The sequence below is a fragment of the Nostoc sp. DSM 114160 genome (assembly GCF_053470305.1).
Genome location: NZ_JBPFGO010000001.1, coordinates 1,344,994 through 1,360,676, shown reverse-complemented (window position 1 = coordinate 1,360,676; position 15,683 = coordinate 1,344,994). Strand labels below are relative to the sequence as shown.

Genomic DNA, 15,683 nt, shown 5'->3' with positions numbered 1-15,683 from the left:
TACGAACAGCTTTACCCAGAAAGAAGGTAGCTGTAATGCTTGATATATTAGGATTTAGAAAAAAATTATATGGAAAACTGACTTTTACACAAAGGCTTTCAAATAGCTGTTATACATATAGCTCCAGAGGGTGCAATTGTACAGGTCAAAGTAGGGCGATCGCCTATCGTCGTAGGCTGGGTTGACAACAGGAAACCCAGCATGACTTTTCTCTGGCAGTATTAACCAGAAGCCAGATTGCACTATAAGCTGCAACCGTGGATGCAATCGCGAGGCTAAAATGAGAGGGCGATCGCTTCCTTTCACCAGCCCTCAGACGAGGAGATTCTCAAATGCCATTAGCTGAACTCATGTCACAAATCCAAGAACTTCCAAAAATTGACAAGCTTCGGCTAATGCAGTTCCTTGCCACAGAACTGGTCAAGGAAGAAGATGCAAACTTTTTTGTTGCGAACCGGGAGTATCCAGTCTGGTCGCCGTACAATTGTTCTGAGGCTGCTAATGTCTTGATGAATCTTCTGGCGACAAAGCAGCAAGAGAAGAATGGTTGACACTCAAAAATTTCCCTACAAAATCATTGATAGTAGCCTTGGCATGGTTGATCAAATGCCATACATACCTTTGACGCTCAGTCTTAATGGTCAATCTCTGAACACTGAAGGTTTATTGGATACAGGTGCAAGCGTTAATGTTTTGCCCTATGAGTTGGGTTTACAACTGGGCTTAATTTGGGAGGATGAAACTCTCTCAGTTCTATTGACAGGGAACTTGGCTCGATTTGAAGCTCGTGCAGTCGTTGTTGATGCTCAAGTCAGTTCATTCCCCACCATTAATCTTGCATTTGCTTGGACACAAACACCCAATGTGCCTTTAATCTTGGGGCAAGCTAATTTCTTCTTTGAGTTTGATGTTTGTTTCTTCCGCGCGCGTTCTGAATTTGAAGTTCGTCCCAAAGAGGTTGGATAAAATGAAGATAGGAGCGTCAGTTGGCAGCGATTGCTGAGGTACGGTCTAACAATCTCGTTGCACACCGACTGTACAGAGTCTCTGATTTTCGGTGCATTAGGACTAATATCCATAACGCACCCTACCAGATTCAAGCCAATGTGCATGAGGTTTTCCGACTTGTGTGTACACAGTAAGTCTTTAGACCGGAGAGTGTCAGCTCCACAATCTCCTACCTACTTTCCCATTTAATCTTTGATGAGTATCTTCCAACAAAGCTGGAATATCTAATTTTGCTGGACAGCGAGGCAAACAGTCACCACATTCTGTACAACGGTTGCCTTTCATTCCAGGGAACCAGTGACCGGCATTTTCAAACATTCCGTAACGATATTGGCCATAGTCTTTCATGTCGTATGCCACAGCGAGATTACGTAACCGTAACACCTCTGGAATATTAATATTTTCTGGACAAGGTAAACAAGCATAACACTGGCTACAATTATCAGTTTCCAAAGTAAGTTTTTGGTGATTTTCTAACTGCTGGAAAGTGGAAATTTCTGCTGATGTTAACTCTCCATCATGGTCAGCAATTTGCAAAGGTTCTCTTAATTCACCTGGGTTAGCTGGCCCTATACTCAAAGTAGTAATACGGCGATCTGAAAGTAAAAATCGATAACTTAGTTCTAAGGGTGAATACGGGTAACACAGGTCTTTTAAGGTTTGAGGTGGCGTGTAGAGACGTCCTCCCTTATCAGCAGGGGAAATAATGAAAATGCCCATATCCTTTTCGGCAGCTAGTTGAATCGCTAGTGCGTGCCGTTGAAAAAAATAGTAATAATGCAGATTGACAAATTCAAATAAATCTGTATTTATTGCAGCCTGAATTACCTCTAATGACCCGTGGGTGGAAAAACCGACGTGTCGCACTCGACCATCAGCAATAGCTTCCTCTACTGCTTGCATACAGCCATTTTTGGCTTGCACCCATTCCAAATGTTGCCACGTATTCAAACCATGAACACCTAAGCAATCTAAATAATCTAGTTGTAATCGTTCTAGGGATTCGTCGATGCACCGACGCATGGTGTCAGCATCTGCTGTGGCTGAGATTTTGGTAGTGACATAAAGCCTAGTTCGGGGTACTGACAACCCAGCTTTTAGCGCTCTACCAAGATACTCCTCGCTTTTGCCATAACCTCGGGCAGTTTCTAGATGATTAATTCCTAGCGCTAAGGCTTGTTCGATGGGTCTGGTGAGCATTTTCAAAATCAGCCAAGTAGCGCATTGTTCCCAAGGAAAAAACCGAGAGGCGCAGATTCGTTTTTCCAAAGCGTCGGTATTGCATTTTTAACAAAGAGTTAGGAGTTAGGAGTTATAAGTTAGGAGTTGAAGGAAATAAATCATAACTCTTAACTCCTAACTTTTTTTGCTTACAAGTTAGGAGTTGAAGCAAAATAACTCATAACTCCTAACTACTAACTCATAACTCATAACTCATAACTTTAATTTAGCTGTCGTCATTACCAAAGCGCTTGATCAAATCTTCAGGACGGAGATTAGAAATAAATTCACGGAAGGCTTGCTGTTCGGCTTCATCTGCATCGCGATCGACAGGGATAGAAGCATCGGCAATGACTTCTTCCATTACCCAAATGGGAGTATTTGTACGGAGGGCAATAGCGATCGCATCGCTAGGACGCGCGTCAATTTCTTTTTTGACTTCGCCTTGCTGGACAATTAAAGCTGCATAAAATGTATCCTTTTGCAGGGAATGAATAATCACCTTTTCTAGAGTCATATTCCAAGTCTCTAGAATATTCACAATCAGGTCGTGAGTTAAGGGTCTGGGAGGCTTCTGATTCTCCAGTGCGCCCATAATTGCCCTAGCCTGTTCCTGACCAATGTAAATTGGCAAAGCCCGCCGATCTGAAGAATCTTTCAAAAGGACGATCGGGCTGCGGGTTATGGCATCTAATGCTATGCCAGCGACTTTCATTTCAATCATTGCCTAAGCCTCTACAATGCTTTGAGAGTCTTGGATGCCGTGTAATAAATAGCACCCATTTTTAGGCGGTTTGGTGACAGTAATAAACATAAGCATTCGTTCTCTATAATTGCTTCTATTAAACTCCGAACTTGTGGTGAAAACCAGAGTAAGTCAAATTGGTCTTCTTAGACAATAACCTTCTTACCCAAGTATGCCCTGTGAAGGATGCTAATGTGTTAATATTCCTATGCGAAAAACTATGCGAAAAAACTATGCGAAAAAAAGTCAGAAAATATACTTGGATGTTGGAGATTTCTGTGACAATTACCAATTGATTTCCGGCCAAATTAGGCAATAAATAGAGTTAGTTTGACAAAAAAGCCGTGTTTACAGGATTAATCCAGGCATTAGGAACGATGGAACCCTTGGGGGGCGATTCTTGGCAAATTACTTGTGTAAGCCAGTCGGGTGAAGTAATTATGCAAGATTTGGCTTATGGCGACAGTGTTGCTGTAGATGGTGTTTGCCTGACAGTGGAACAAGTTTTAAAAGACGGGTTTATTGCCACGGCTTCACCAGAAACTCTACGCCGCACGACGTTGGGAGGTGAGCAAACCCAACAGAGATATGTGAATTTAGAAGCGTCGCTCAAGGTAGGTAGCAAAGTCGGCGGTCATTTTGTGATGGGTCATGTAGACGGCATCGGTCGATTGCTAGTAGCGGAACAAACGGCTAGTTCTTGGGAAATGACCTTTATTGCTTCCGAGGCGATCGCCCGGTACATTGTCCCCAAAGGTAGCATTGCCGTCAATGGCATCAGTCTCACAGTCGCCGCTTATGAGCCAGAACTCTCCCAATTCAAAGTAGCGGTAATTCCCCTGACATACAGCGAGACAAATCTTCGCTACTTGGTTTCTGGCAGTTTGGTGAATCTAGAAGGGGATATTCTCGGCAAATACGTCGAAAAATTCCTTTCTTCTGGCAACCCCCACGCCAGAGCTAATGATGACAATAGTATAGATGGCATTACACCCGCATTCTTAGCAGAACACGGGTATTTGTAATTAAAAAAGTTAGGGTTAGGAGTTAGGAGTTTGGAGTTAGGAGTTTGGAGTTTTAAATTCATAACTCTTCACTCCTCACTCCTAACTTTCTTCTAACTGCCTGGTTCCTGGCTTACCTGAGCGGTTTGCAAACCCCGCACTAACTGACTGAGGGCACTTTGTAATTCCACGCCTGGGTCAGAAGCAACCCACCCATCTTGTGTCAGGTGACGAACTTCAAAGTGCAGGTGAGGGCCTGTGGAGTTCCCAGTGCTGCCAACTCGCCCGATGACAGTTCCAGGCTGTACCCACTGACCGGGTTGAACAAGGATTTCTGACATGTGACCGTAGAGAGTTTGTTCAGCAGATTTGTGATTTAGGATAACAGTTAAACCATAACCACCCACCCAATTAGCAGTTTCCACTTGACCCGCAGCAGCAGCCAAAACTGGTGTTCCTGTAGGCGCACCCAAGTCTGTACCAGCATGGAACCGTTGAGTACCTGTGATTGGATGAATTCGCCAACCAAACAAAGAAGTAATGGGAGCGGGAATAGATAGGGGATACATCATTCCCGTACCACTATAGGCGACTCTCCCCATGTAGGGGATTTGCGGCAATACTGATGCCAGTGAGAAGTCGTAAGCTACGTTGCTGGGGCGGGGTGCAATGTTACCATCTGCCATTGGTGGCGGTAAAGTCCCACCACTTGGTGCAATCGGAGCTGCACTCACTCTGGTAGGACTGAATTCAGCAGGAGTTGGGATAAACCGATTCGGGCGAAATGCGCTCTTGGTGACGACACCGCTAGAACCACTTTGAGCAGCGCGCCATCTACTAGTATTGCCAGTAGTTGCAATTGGCCGCACGGGTGGAACTACTGGTAATTGGGCGTTTTGACTTCTTCTGAGCCAATTAGGTGCTGATTTACCATTAGAATCAGCTACACTTTTTTGGGGTACTTTGGCACAAACGCCGCCTAATACACTTTGCCCTGATGGCAAAATGGCTCGACAACCACTAGAGCGTTCTGTAACAATTACAGAGTTTGGTGCTTGATAAGTAGCTGTTGCACCACTGTCATAACTATTAGGATCGATATAAGCGTTATTATAATCCTTGATTTTTTGTGCCGTTGCACTGACAGGGCTGTTAGAGTTATTTGATGGTTGAGCAACTACTGGAAGTTTTTCAGGTGCATAGCGGGCAGGGGTGTTGGGTTTTTCCTGTCTCACCCTTACAGGAGTAACCTGGGAGGCTTCTACTTTGGGCTTTGACTGTCTGATAATTACAACAGGTTCAGCTACTTCGATTTTGGGTGTAGACTGCCTAACTGGCTCTTTTGATTGAGCAACCTCTGGCCTGCCTAGTCTCTGTCTAAGTCTAGCTCGCCGTTGGGAAAATTCCGGTTGCGCTTGAGGGGTTTCCGGCGCAGCAGCCTGTTTTTTGAAAGTCGAGGCTTTAACTGGATTTGTAACGGTTGTTGGTTGAGAACTTTCAACAGTAGGAACGATGTTGTCTATTTGTGCTTCCGTTTGGGCAAATACGAAGCCACCGCTAAGGAGGCTAACGCTACTCAGCCAACAGAGGCTCTGAGCTGGTAGCGTTGAGGCAAAACGTTTTTTTGTTAGACCTTGCTGCCATAAGTAATGCAAACCACGATCGGCAGAATTATTGCGCTGCGTCATTTGTTCTCTCAGTTGTGTGTAATTGCCTAAAGAGATGATGCTAGTACAGCACGGCGTAAATAAACCACCCATTCAAAATCAACGAAACGCTTACGCTGTATTCATTTTAAATTTTGAATTTTGAATTTTTAATTCCGCCTTGCGGTGCTAGTGGTTTGTCTTGCCCCGAGAGCGAAATTTTGAACAAACCTCAAATTTAAACGGAAGATTTATGGTACCCCAAACTGATTGTACCGGGTTCAATATAAATTTCCGGTGAAATTAATTCCTTTGTATCATGTGTTTCTAAATCAACTCGTAAATTTCCTTGAAGAGTCACCCCAACTACTGTACCTGAAAGATTATTGACGTACACCCGATCGCCTATGTTTGTAAACAATTCTAAATAGCGAGACAAGAGTATATTTACTCCTTCTTGTTCAAGGCACTCCATACCGGATTCTATTCCTAGCAAGACTCTAGAGGTTAACATTTCCAGACAAGAAATTGGTCTGCTATCTTGGGAAGCTTGCCACGATTCCAGATTGATTCCAGTTTCTGGTACTGGGTTTGTCCAGTTAATACCAACACCAATTACTGCTTGGGTGATTTGTCCTTTGTTTACTTTGGTTTCTGTCAAAATGCCGCCTAGTTTGCGACCATTTAAAACTAAATCGTTAGGCCATTTTATCCCAACATCTATACCGTGTTGACGCAATTGCGACGCAATTCCCCAAGCAGTGGCAAAAGTTAGCTGATAGCTGTCAGTAGCTTCTATTTTGTGGTCGAAAGAAATTGCCACGGAAACATATAATCCCCCAGCCGGAGAAATCCACTGGCGGCCCCATTGTCCCCGCCCAGCAGATTGCACTGTTGCGATTACTACTGTTCCTGAAATAGCCCCTTGGTTGAGTAAGTTCCAGAGGGTTTGGTTGGTTGAAGAGACGCTTTCAAAAAAGTGAAGAGAAAATGGTAAATATGTATGCTTACGCCCTGCTAGCAAGGCTGCTTCCAAGTTTTGCAGATTAAATCCCACAGCAGTTTACCCAAATTCCGTTGTTCAAGTTAGCATTGATTGGCTGATGAGTGATTTCTGTTTAGGTTTGGTTGAAGATGCACACTTGGCACTGGCGCAATTGGGAAGGACTCCCCTATCTAACTTGTAGTATTCTGGAACGTTGGCATCACGGCTTCTTTACCCACCAGTTTTGGCCGCGATCGCCACAAGTTATCACAGAAGTATTGCAACCAGAGGCATCAGTCTATCGCTTAAAGCAGGTTCATGGCAATACTGTTCTCACCCCCCAAGAAGTTGAAAGCTTCTTAAGTTCTGCACAAGAGGATTTCGCCTCGGCAGATGGTTTAATCAGCGAACAGCCAAGACAAGCGGTTTGGGGTCGCTAGCGCAGATTGCACACCCGTGTTGATTGGGGATGTGCGAACTGGACAAGTAGCAGCATTACACGCAGGCTGGCGGGGGACTGCTAAAAAGATTGTGCCCTTGGCGATCGCTAGATTACAATCTCAAGGCAGCAAACTTGATGATTTACGGATTGCGATGGGCCCAGCGATCGCTGGTGAGGTTTACCAAGTCTCGATTGAAGTGGCTGCGGAAATTGGGACTAGTATTATATCACATAATGACGAAGAAAAAATTATAACTGCATTGCATGAACTACCAAATTCACCCTTACTGAAAGACCCCGATCCAGGAAAGGTACGCTTAGATGTGCGGCGAGTAAATACCTTACAACTGGAAAATATGGGAATTAGTGCAGAACAAATTGCGATCGCACCTTATTGTACTTTCCAAACTCCAGAGCATTTCTTTTCTTACCGCCGCGAAAAAGAGAAAAAAGTACAGTGGTCAGGGATTGTCAGCAGCCAAAGGAGTCACTAGTAGCCTGTCAGCTTTTTTGAATTAAGGGATAAGCAAGTTAGTAGTAAGGACTTTAATGCTTATTTTCTAAGCACTAAAGTCCTGACTAAAAACCCTTAAAACTAACTAGACAAACTACAAACTATAAATTTGATACTCCATTAAAAGGTTCAAATTTCATCATTTGTTTTTGAGGAAGGGAACTAATTGCTAAAAGTAAAATACTCAGTGTAATTCCTAAAACCGCATAACTCGGTAGGGCGAAGATAGTTACTTTCATAATGTATGGCAATTGTCCTGCTTTTACGTTCCAATGATTTGCTAGCGAGTGGATGAGCCAGCCATGAACAACTGCTGTTTGCACTGCAATACAGCAAACCCCTACGAACCAAACAGACATTTTTATCCTAGAGAATTTACAATACCTGATCTGATACAGGAAATCATTTAGCAAAAAAACAACAGCAGGTATTAACATTACAGAACTAGTTTCCTGCGAATAATTGATGCCAATACTCAAGCAAGAAACTAGTACCATTTCTACTAAATATATTTTTTTTGACCAGTTGGTGACAGATTGTTGTAAATACCAATACCAACCCGCCAAACCAAGAAGTATCAAAACAATTAAGTTTGACAAAAGCTTGGCAAAGAATGGGTTATTGGGAACTAATCTTGGGCCCACAACCATCAAATCGAGACGACTGATTGATATATAAGGGCTAACTGCGGGATCATTTTGCCAGAGAGAAAATCCACGAGATGAATCGGACACGAATTGTGTCAAAGAATTACCTGTCAAGGCTAAACCTAAAAATGCTAGAGCCGTTACTGTGAAAACAGATACAAAAACTAGAGAGAAGCGTCTTTTAAGTAGAAAATAAAGAATGAATAATGCAGCTAATGTTGGCTTACAAAGGGCAATTCCCAAGCAAATTCCTGCTGGAATATCCTGATTTTTTCTAGCCAAGATAAACATCCATAAGGTCAGAACCGCAATAAAAATTGCAATATTACCAACTTGAAGATCGCGAACTACGCCATAAATCAAGGCAACCGAAATTGTGCAAATAGTTCTTAGAGCTAGTGACTTTGACTCTAGCAATATATTCGCTCCCCATAAGGCCAAACCGATTGCTAATATATGCATTAAAATTGAAATTTTAAATGCAGTATTCATTGAAAAATAACCGAGAAACCAGATGAGAGGAATAATATTAGGTGGATAGACAAACGGTGGAAGAGATCCACACACCGTAGTTATGGTACAGAAATTTTGGTTAAAAATCTCAACATTAAACGGACTCAAATGCTGATGAGCCAATTTACTCGCTACATAGTACCAGTGAAAATCCCATAAAGGTGCATTTGGCTGGTTTAGGAAATCAATTAGCCAGCCTGTATAACAGAGAAATCTCGTAACAACTAATACAACACATCCTTGGATGAAAAAGTTAACAATTGGTTGACGAAAAAATTTTATTAGCCGTTGGATGACTGAAGATTTTAAAAATAAAGAATTTTTCCAGGCTGCCTTTTCTTCATCTAATCGCCAATTATTGTTGAGAACTAAAGCAACTAAAATTAGTATAATTAAGTTCCAAAAGCCAAAGCTTCTCATTAGAATTATTTCAATCATTATTTTTGCATTTAGTAAATAATATCGCTAAAGCAAATATGTACAATTAAGACTAAGATATTTTTATAACTACTTCATAAAGTTTTTACAATTACTCTATGTACAATTAAGACTAAGATATTTTTACAAACACTTCATAAAGCTTTTAAAATTTCTTCCCGCCAAAAAACAATAAAAACAGGAAAATATGTATTTACATCGCTACACGACATGATGATTTTGAACAATTTATAAGTTATAGAAGTTAACCCTTTCAAGGGGGTAAAAATATTACTTGAAAAATCCTTTTTAATCTCTTTTATCGGTGCTGTCTGCGTATGTAGGGGTTAGTTCAGTTACTTTTAACCAGAGAGGAGTGAGTGCGCCCTTGCAGTTAGTTACCCAGCCTGTTCGCGCTATTAGCGTTCCCGCAAGATAGCAACTGACATAGCATAGAGATAAAAAAAGATATTTTACAAGTCACCTTGAAAAGGCTAGTTCTAGAAGTTTTACATTTTCTTCGCTTTAAATTGTTTAATCTTATTTATTAAATAAAACGTGGCTTAATAACTCGCGGTGCAATAATGCCCCATCTACTAAAGATTGGATTTTCTCTGATGATAAAGGATCGCCATTGGCGTAATGCTCCATCCAAGTCAGACCAATCAAATTGGGGTCATCGGGTAAACTCGCTAAATCCCATCCAGGCATTTCTAAATCTTCCATCAGGCGATTTACCTTGGGGTCATAACTAAGAGCAAAACAACGACAACCCTCAGCAGCAGCCATAATTAAACTGTGCAAACGCATCCCAATTGCCATCTCGACACCGCGAAACACACCTTTTAAAAGTTGCGGATCTTCCAGACACAAAATTTTGCTAACATTTTTAAGATGTGGTTGAATAGCTTCGGCAATACTTAAATCTTCACTTTTTTGAAACGGTAGTAGTAAAATAAAAGCCTGCGTAGCTTTTTGAAAGTCAACCAAAGCGCGAGTTAAGTTTGCCAGACGTGTTTCTGTAAGTTGGGGATGCGATCGCAACGTTACCGCAACTCTCGGCGCAGGTAAATCCCAAAGTCCTGGTACTGGTTGAGATTCCAACGCCCAAACCGGATCAGGAGCTATTATATAAGGAATTTGCCAATCAGATAATAAAGCCGCACTGGCGCGATCGCGGACACTAACTTTGGTACACTTACTAAAGGTTTGCTTTGCCAACCAACGAGTTTGCGGACGCACCAAAGGGCCAATACCCTGCGCCCAAGCAACAGTTTTCAAACCCATTTTCTGCGCCAATGCCATCAGTCCCCCATAATAAAATGGGCTGATAGTACTGGTGACATCTTGAATAAGACTCCCGCCGCCCCAAATTAAGGCATCACTTGAGCGTAAAGCTTGTAGTACAGCCAAAGGAGCCATGCGATCGTAGGTTTCTACATTGTAGCGATCGCGGGTTTCCTCTGGATTACCAGAAAGCACCACAGGCGTTACGTGAGATGGTAACATTTGCAAAAGCGTTGCCAATAAAGCTTCGTCACCACCATTACCTTTACCGTAATACCCAGACAATAATGCCCGCATCTTGACCATTTTGGATTTTGAATTTTAGATTTTGGATTGATTAATAGCTATTGTGAAATGAATCTCTGTCCCCCATATAGATGGTAAACTCATTCCCAAGTTCTATAGCAGCGGTCAAACAACTGAGGACATTCATTGGCAAATCGTCAAAGAACTACTGTCACAGTTATCCATAGCAGACTTGTCCTAAGCAGGATAGCAGGCGCTATAATTACTTACATTTTTTCGACTCCGAAGTGTTCACTTCCGGTTTGATCGACAAAAGTCTTGTTACCTTGCGGTTTTCTAGTCTGTGCTTGGATACTTCGATACTGGGATAAAAGTTACGTCGCTTCTCTTTAAAACTAGCTAATACAATAGACATCTAGTGAAAAATCCTTGTAGAAACTCGAAATTTCGCGTCTCTACAAGGATTTAAATTTTCAAAAGATGGGTTTTGTTACACAAAAAGTAGGAGTAGAGTTCTAATGTGGAACTTGAAAACTGGTATTTTGCTACTGACGCTGAGTTGCATAATTGCAACTGGTATAACCGTATATCTTCTTGGTGGCATTGAACCAGTACAAATTCAAGCTTTGCTGAAATCTTCTGGTATCTGGGCACCTATTATTTATATTACTTTATACGTTGTGGCAACCATGTTAGTTTTGCCCTCAACGGTACTAAATTTGACTGGAGGTGCCATTTTTGGCCCTTGGCTGGGTACTGTCTGGACTAGTGTTGGAGCAGTCATTGCGGCAATAATTGCCTTCGTTTTTACTCGAACTATTGGACGCAAAGCAGTTGCAAAACGACTAGCAGGACGCTGGCAAGCTATGGATGCTGAGGTGCGTCGTGGAGGGCTTTTTTATATGTTTGCCATCCGATTAGTACCAATCATGCCCTATGGCTTGGTCAACTTTGTCGCGGGACTGACTTCGATTAGCTTTAAAGATTATGTTCTCGGTACAACACTTGGTACTGTTCCTAGTGTCTTACCTTTTGTACTACTAGGTAGTTCTGGTCTGAAGGCAGTGAATACGGGCGATTTTTTGCCGCTAATACTTGCATTAGGTTTAACTGGAACACTGGTAGCAGGGTCTACTTGGTATCGCCATCGTCGAACTTTTGCCAAAAAAGCTGTAGAAAGCCTGAAAAAATCAGACTCTTCAGATAACATAAATCCGAAGAATAAATAAAGTATGAGAATGAGACTTGAGTCTTGCTAGGTATACTGTGAAGCAAACCTTTACGATCGCAAGCAGCTTGTTATCTTAGTTGTAAAAAAAATTAAACAATATTTTTAGATGCTACCAAAGTATTCATTCATTGTTCCAATTTATAACGAAGAAGAAATTATTCCAGAACTATACCGCAGACTGAGTGCAGTCATGAATCGGATGGATGGGCTTGTCGAATTAATTTTAATCAATGATGGTAGCCGCGATCGCTCCCTACAATTACTACGAGACCCTCCATCAAAAAGACCCGCGCATTTGCTATCTGAGCTTTGCTCGTAACTTTGGTCATCAAATTGCCGTAACTGCTGGTCTTAATTTTGTCCGAGGTCAAGCTATTGTCATCCTTGATGCAGACTTACAAGACCCACCAGAACTAATCCCCGACATGGTTGAAAAATGGCGACAAGGTTATCAAGTCGTCTACGCTCAACGCACTCAACGCCTTAAAGAAGGATGGTTTAAGCGTTTTACTGCCTACTGTTTTTATCGAGTCCTTAAGAAGCTTGCAGATGTAGAGATTCCTACTGATACTGGTGATTTTTGTCTAATGGATCGGCAAATTGTAGATATTCTCAATTCTATGCCAGAACGTAACCGCTATATTCGTGGTTTGCGTTCTTGGGTTGGGTTTCAGCAAACAGCAGTTCGGTTCGAGCGCAATCCCCGCTTTGCCGGGGAAGTTAAATACACTTTTAGCAAATCCTTAGTCCTTGCTATCAATGGTCTAGTGTCTTTTTCAATAGTGCCACTGCGGTTATCAACCTACTTAGGCTTAGTAGCAGCGGCGGTGGCCATCTTCATGGCTTTATTAGTCTTGTATTGGCGTCTTTTTGTCCCTCATTCGCCTTTAACTGGGTTTACGATTATTTTGATGGCAATTTTCTTTCTCGGCTCTGTGCAGTTAGTCAGTGTTGGCATCTTAGGTGAATATATAGGGCGCATCTACGAAGAAGTTAAAGCCAGGCCCCTATATACTTTGGCAGAAGTAGGTGGTTTTGAGCGCAAATCCTTCAACTCAACGAGCAATTCTGACAAACTGGATAATTTAGAAGACGCTTATAAATAAGAATCTCAATACTGCTCGGTTAAGGGGAAAAGGGTAAGGGGAAAAGGAGTATAAGGCTCGATATATAAGGTTTTTTCCCTTTTAACATGAGTCCCTTTCCCGCAAAACCCGACAAGTATTGATAAGAATCTTTATTTGGCGTTGCATAATCAAGGTTTGTTTAAACAAATATAAAATTCAATATATATCAGCTTGACAGTGCTACTCTCCACTCCAAATCCCTAACTCCCAACTCCTAACTTTCTTATGCACGCCCTTTCGATTCCTACCTGGATTATTCATGTTTCTAGCGTTATTGAGTGGATTGTCGCCATTTGGTTAATCTGGACTTACGGCGAACTGACTAATAACCGCAGCTGGTGGGGATTATCCCTGGCGATGTTACCAGCTTTAGTCAGCGCTATGTGTGCTTGTACCTGGCATTATTTCGACAACGCCGAATCTCTGGAATGGCTGGTAACGCTTCAAGCTACCATGACTTTAGTTGGTAATTTTACACTTTGGGCGGCGGCGTTTGTGATTTGGCGTTCTACCAAATCTGTCAACACTGTTGAACCAAAACCTATCAAATCAGAGCAATGATTTCTAAAGAAACCCTGTTTGCACTTTCACTGTTTCCCTATTTGGGTTTCTTGTGGTTTATCAGCCGCAGTCCGCAAATGCCGCGTTTAGCGTTGTATGGATTTTACGGCACTCTCGTTTTTGTTGCCATTACCATCCCGGCGGGGATTTATGCTGTATTGCATTATGGCGAGTCTTTAGCCAATGTGGATTGGTTGCACGGTAGTGCAGAACTATTTTTGACGCTTTCTAACATCTTGCTTGTGCTAGGTTTTGGGCAAGCTGTAAGGCAATTACAAATGAAAAATGAAAAATAGTAAATTTCAGCTATAGATAGCGTTTTGATTGCAATGAGGAAGAGTTAAATGGACGTAATTCCAGCGATTGATTTACTAGAAGGTCATTGTGTGCGACTGTATCAGGGAGACTACGATCGCTCGCAAGTTTTTAGCGAAAATCCTGCTGATGTTGCCAAACAGTGGGTAGAGCAAGGTGCTACTAGATTGCATATAGTTGATTTAGATGGTGCTAAAGCAGGTAAAGTAGTAAATCTGGGGGCAATTGAAGCGATCGCTCAAGCAGTGTCAGTACCCATTGAAATTGGTGGAGGATTGCGCGATCGCACCAGTGTACGACAAGTATTTAATCTAGGCATACAGTGGGCAATTCTCGGAACCATTGCCGTAGAACAACCCCAGTTAGTCCAAGAACTTTGCCAAGAATTTCCCGAACAGATTATTATCGGTATTGATGCCCGTAACGGCAAAGTAGCAACTCGCGGCTGGTTAGAAACCTCAGAAGTTTTAGCAACTCAACTGGCTGTACAAATGCAAGAATTAGGCGCAGCCGCCATAATTTACACAGATATCCACCGCGATGGTACACTGACAGGGCCAAATTTAGAAGCTTTGCGAGAACTTGCAGCAGCAATTTCCATCCCGATAATTGCTTCTGGCGGGGTAAGTTCTGTCACCGACTTGTTGAGTTTGTTGGCGTTAGAACCTCAAGGCGTGACTGGCGTAATAGTCGGACGTGCCTTGTATACTGGGGATATTTTACTCAAAGAAGCATTACGAGCGATCGGGCCTGGGCGAATTCAGGATATTCCACCCAATCTCGGTTTTTCTACCTTTGCTTGACATTTTCTTGGCAAGTTCGCTATCAAAATTTAGAATTACCCTGGTTGCGCTGGTGGGATAGATAATCAAGGATGCGACAAATAGACCCATCTTGTAGAGACGCGATTCATCGCGTCTTTAGCCAAGAATGTATTGCAATCATTAATTGAGTTGGTATTAGTTTAATTATTTTGACAACTATCTTTAGATAGATAAGGTAAACACTACATTATTTCTGATTACAAATCCCTTGTTAATGGGAAAAATCTACACTCCATATTTGATCGATTTTGTCAAGATGTAATCCCTTGTATGATTTAAAAAATCAGTAAGGCCTTCTCTGGACTGAATTTATATTAATGCTTTCAGTAGATGTAGTTATGACTTTGCAAATGCAATAATGAATATGTTCTCAAACAATATAGTTGCTGTGATTCAGATAAAAAATTCAAATTTTATCAGACTCTAGTAACTTTGGTTTTTAGAAAATTGTTTGATGTTTTGAGAAGGTAACACAATGAATAAAATCCTAAAACGCGCACTTTTACCCAGCCTCATGGCTGCAAGTTTAGCTGGTGTAACCTTAGTTCCCGCCAAACCGGCTGCTGCTGATGACCAAGTATTAAGAGATGCAGGTATCGGAGCTGTTACCAACGTTGTAACCGGAGCTGTTAGGGGAAATGGCAGTGTATTAGGGAATGCTGTTAAAGGTGGTGTCACTGGTGCAGCCGTCAATGGTGCAAATGGTCTGAGAAATACTCGCAATCGCCGCCACCGGAACGCAGCTCAAGATGTCGGAGTCGGTGCAGGGGCTAGTGCATTGACTGGTGTAATTACTGGCGATAAAAGAGATACCCTTGGCAATGCTGTTGATGGTGCAGCTGTTGGTGGAGCAATCCATCTATTAACCAATGGTAAATAATTGGTAAATTCATCAGCTAAAATATTTTCCAACGGTTAACAAACTTACCCCTCCCTAATTGCTCTCCTTT

Annotated in this window: 14 protein-coding genes and 3 pseudogenes; 10 read left to right on the top strand and 7 right to left on the bottom strand. The window is 42.1% G+C overall.

What is annotated here, in order from left to right; translation table 11 throughout:
* Nucleotides 1-84: 84 nt before the first annotated feature.
* Nucleotides 85-255 (bottom strand): hypothetical protein, encoded by a 171-nt coding sequence (locus tag NSTCB13_RS06420; RefSeq protein ID WP_448271737.1) that lies wholly within the window; start codon nucleotides 253-255, stop codon nucleotides 85-87.
* 77 nt (nucleotides 256-332) lie between these two features.
* On the opposite strand from NSTCB13_RS06420, the gene NSTCB13_RS06415 reads away from it, so the two are divergent.
* Nucleotides 333-551 (top strand): hypothetical protein, encoded by a 219-nt coding sequence (locus tag NSTCB13_RS06415; RefSeq protein WP_094342777.1) that lies wholly within the window; start codon nucleotides 333-335, stop codon nucleotides 549-551.
* The gene (locus NSTCB13_RS06410) at nucleotides 544-966 is read left to right on the top strand and encodes an aspartyl protease family protein (RefSeq protein WP_448269066.1); all 423 of its coding nucleotides are present in this window, start codon (nucleotides 544-546) and stop codon (nucleotides 964-966) included. Before NSTCB13_RS06415 ends, NSTCB13_RS06410 begins: the two co-directional genes overlap by 8 nt.
* Nucleotides 967-1,161: 195 nt before the next feature.
* Here NSTCB13_RS06410 and NSTCB13_RS06405 read toward each other — a convergent pair.
* Nucleotides 1,162-2,293 (bottom strand): annotated as a pseudogene (locus tag NSTCB13_RS06405) (aldo/keto reductase).
* Between the two features lie 162 nt (nucleotides 2,294-2,455).
* Nucleotides 2,456-2,953: a bifunctional nuclease family protein gene (locus NSTCB13_RS06400; RefSeq protein WP_190730096.1), complete on the bottom strand. Its 498-nt coding sequence runs from the start codon at nucleotides 2,951-2,953 to the stop codon at nucleotides 2,456-2,458.
* Between the two features lie 365 nt (nucleotides 2,954-3,318).
* On the opposite strand from NSTCB13_RS06400, the gene NSTCB13_RS06395 reads away from it, so the two are divergent.
* Complete coding sequence (locus tag NSTCB13_RS06395; RefSeq protein WP_448271736.1) at nucleotides 3,319-3,999, top strand: riboflavin synthase; 681 nt, start codon at nucleotides 3,319-3,321, stop codon at nucleotides 3,997-3,999.
* A 92-nt stretch (nucleotides 4,000-4,091) separates the two neighbouring features.
* On the opposite strand, the gene NSTCB13_RS06390 is transcribed toward NSTCB13_RS06395, so the two are convergent.
* Together NSTCB13_RS06390 and NSTCB13_RS06385 are read right to left on the bottom strand one after the other, a co-directional pair.
* Nucleotides 4,092-5,666, bottom strand: coding sequence for a M23 family metallopeptidase (locus NSTCB13_RS06390; RefSeq protein WP_448271735.1), 1,575 nt, complete (start codon nucleotides 5,664-5,666; stop codon nucleotides 4,092-4,094).
* Between the two features lie 196 nt (nucleotides 5,667-5,862).
* Entirely contained in the window at nucleotides 5,863-6,681 is an 819-nt protein-coding gene (locus NSTCB13_RS06385) for a biotin--[acetyl-CoA-carboxylase] ligase (RefSeq protein ID WP_445628822.1), read from the bottom strand.
* A 77-nt stretch (nucleotides 6,682-6,758) separates the two neighbouring features.
* Here NSTCB13_RS06385 and pgeF point away from each other — a divergent pair.
* Nucleotides 6,759-7,545: pseudogene (gene pgeF / locus NSTCB13_RS06380) on the top strand (peptidoglycan editing factor PgeF).
* Nucleotides 7,546-7,666: 121 nt separating this feature from the next.
* Here pgeF and NSTCB13_RS06375 read toward each other — a convergent pair.
* Together NSTCB13_RS06375 and csaB are read right to left on the bottom strand one after the other, a co-directional pair.
* Nucleotides 7,667-9,145, bottom strand: coding sequence for a glycosyltransferase family 87 protein (locus NSTCB13_RS06375; RefSeq protein WP_448273140.1), 1,479 nt, complete (start codon nucleotides 9,143-9,145; stop codon nucleotides 7,667-7,669).
* Between the two features lie 537 nt (nucleotides 9,146-9,682).
* Entirely contained in the window at nucleotides 9,683-10,726 is a 1,044-nt protein-coding gene (gene csaB / locus NSTCB13_RS06370) for a polysaccharide pyruvyl transferase CsaB (protein ID WP_448270382.1), read from the bottom strand.
* Between the two features lie 467 nt (nucleotides 10,727-11,193).
* On the opposite strand from csaB, the gene NSTCB13_RS06365 reads away from it, so the two are divergent.
* From NSTCB13_RS06365 to NSTCB13_RS06340, 6 genes and pseudogenes are all read left to right on the top strand, one after another.
* A complete protein-coding gene (locus tag NSTCB13_RS06365) occupies nucleotides 11,194-11,904 on the top strand; it encodes a TVP38/TMEM64 family protein (protein WP_448271734.1) in 711 nt (236 codons plus the stop codon).
* Nucleotides 11,905-12,012: 108 nt separating this feature from the next.
* A pseudogene (locus tag NSTCB13_RS06360) lies at nucleotides 12,013-13,012 on the top strand (glycosyltransferase family 2 protein).
* A gap of 246 nt (nucleotides 13,013-13,258) precedes the next feature.
* The gene (locus NSTCB13_RS06355) at nucleotides 13,259-13,594 is read left to right on the top strand and encodes a DUF2499 domain-containing protein (protein ID WP_445628813.1); all 336 of its coding nucleotides are present in this window, start codon (nucleotides 13,259-13,261) and stop codon (nucleotides 13,592-13,594) included.
* A complete protein-coding gene (locus tag NSTCB13_RS06350) occupies nucleotides 13,591-13,890 on the top strand; it encodes a DUF3593 domain-containing protein (protein ID WP_099099640.1) in 300 nt (99 codons plus the stop codon). The genes NSTCB13_RS06355 and NSTCB13_RS06350 overlap by 4 nt, the downstream gene beginning before the upstream one ends.
* Nucleotides 13,891-13,938: 48 nt before the next feature.
* Complete coding sequence (gene hisA / locus NSTCB13_RS06345) at nucleotides 13,939-14,712, top strand: 1-(5-phosphoribosyl)-5-[(5-phosphoribosylamino)methylideneamino]imidazole-4-carboxamide isomerase (RefSeq protein ID WP_445628812.1); 774 nt, start codon at nucleotides 13,939-13,941, stop codon at nucleotides 14,710-14,712.
* 496 nt (nucleotides 14,713-15,208) lie between these two features.
* Nucleotides 15,209-15,613, top strand: coding sequence for a hypothetical protein (locus NSTCB13_RS06340; protein ID WP_448271733.1), 405 nt, complete (start codon nucleotides 15,209-15,211; stop codon nucleotides 15,611-15,613).
* Nucleotides 15,614-15,683: the final 70 nt, after the last annotated feature.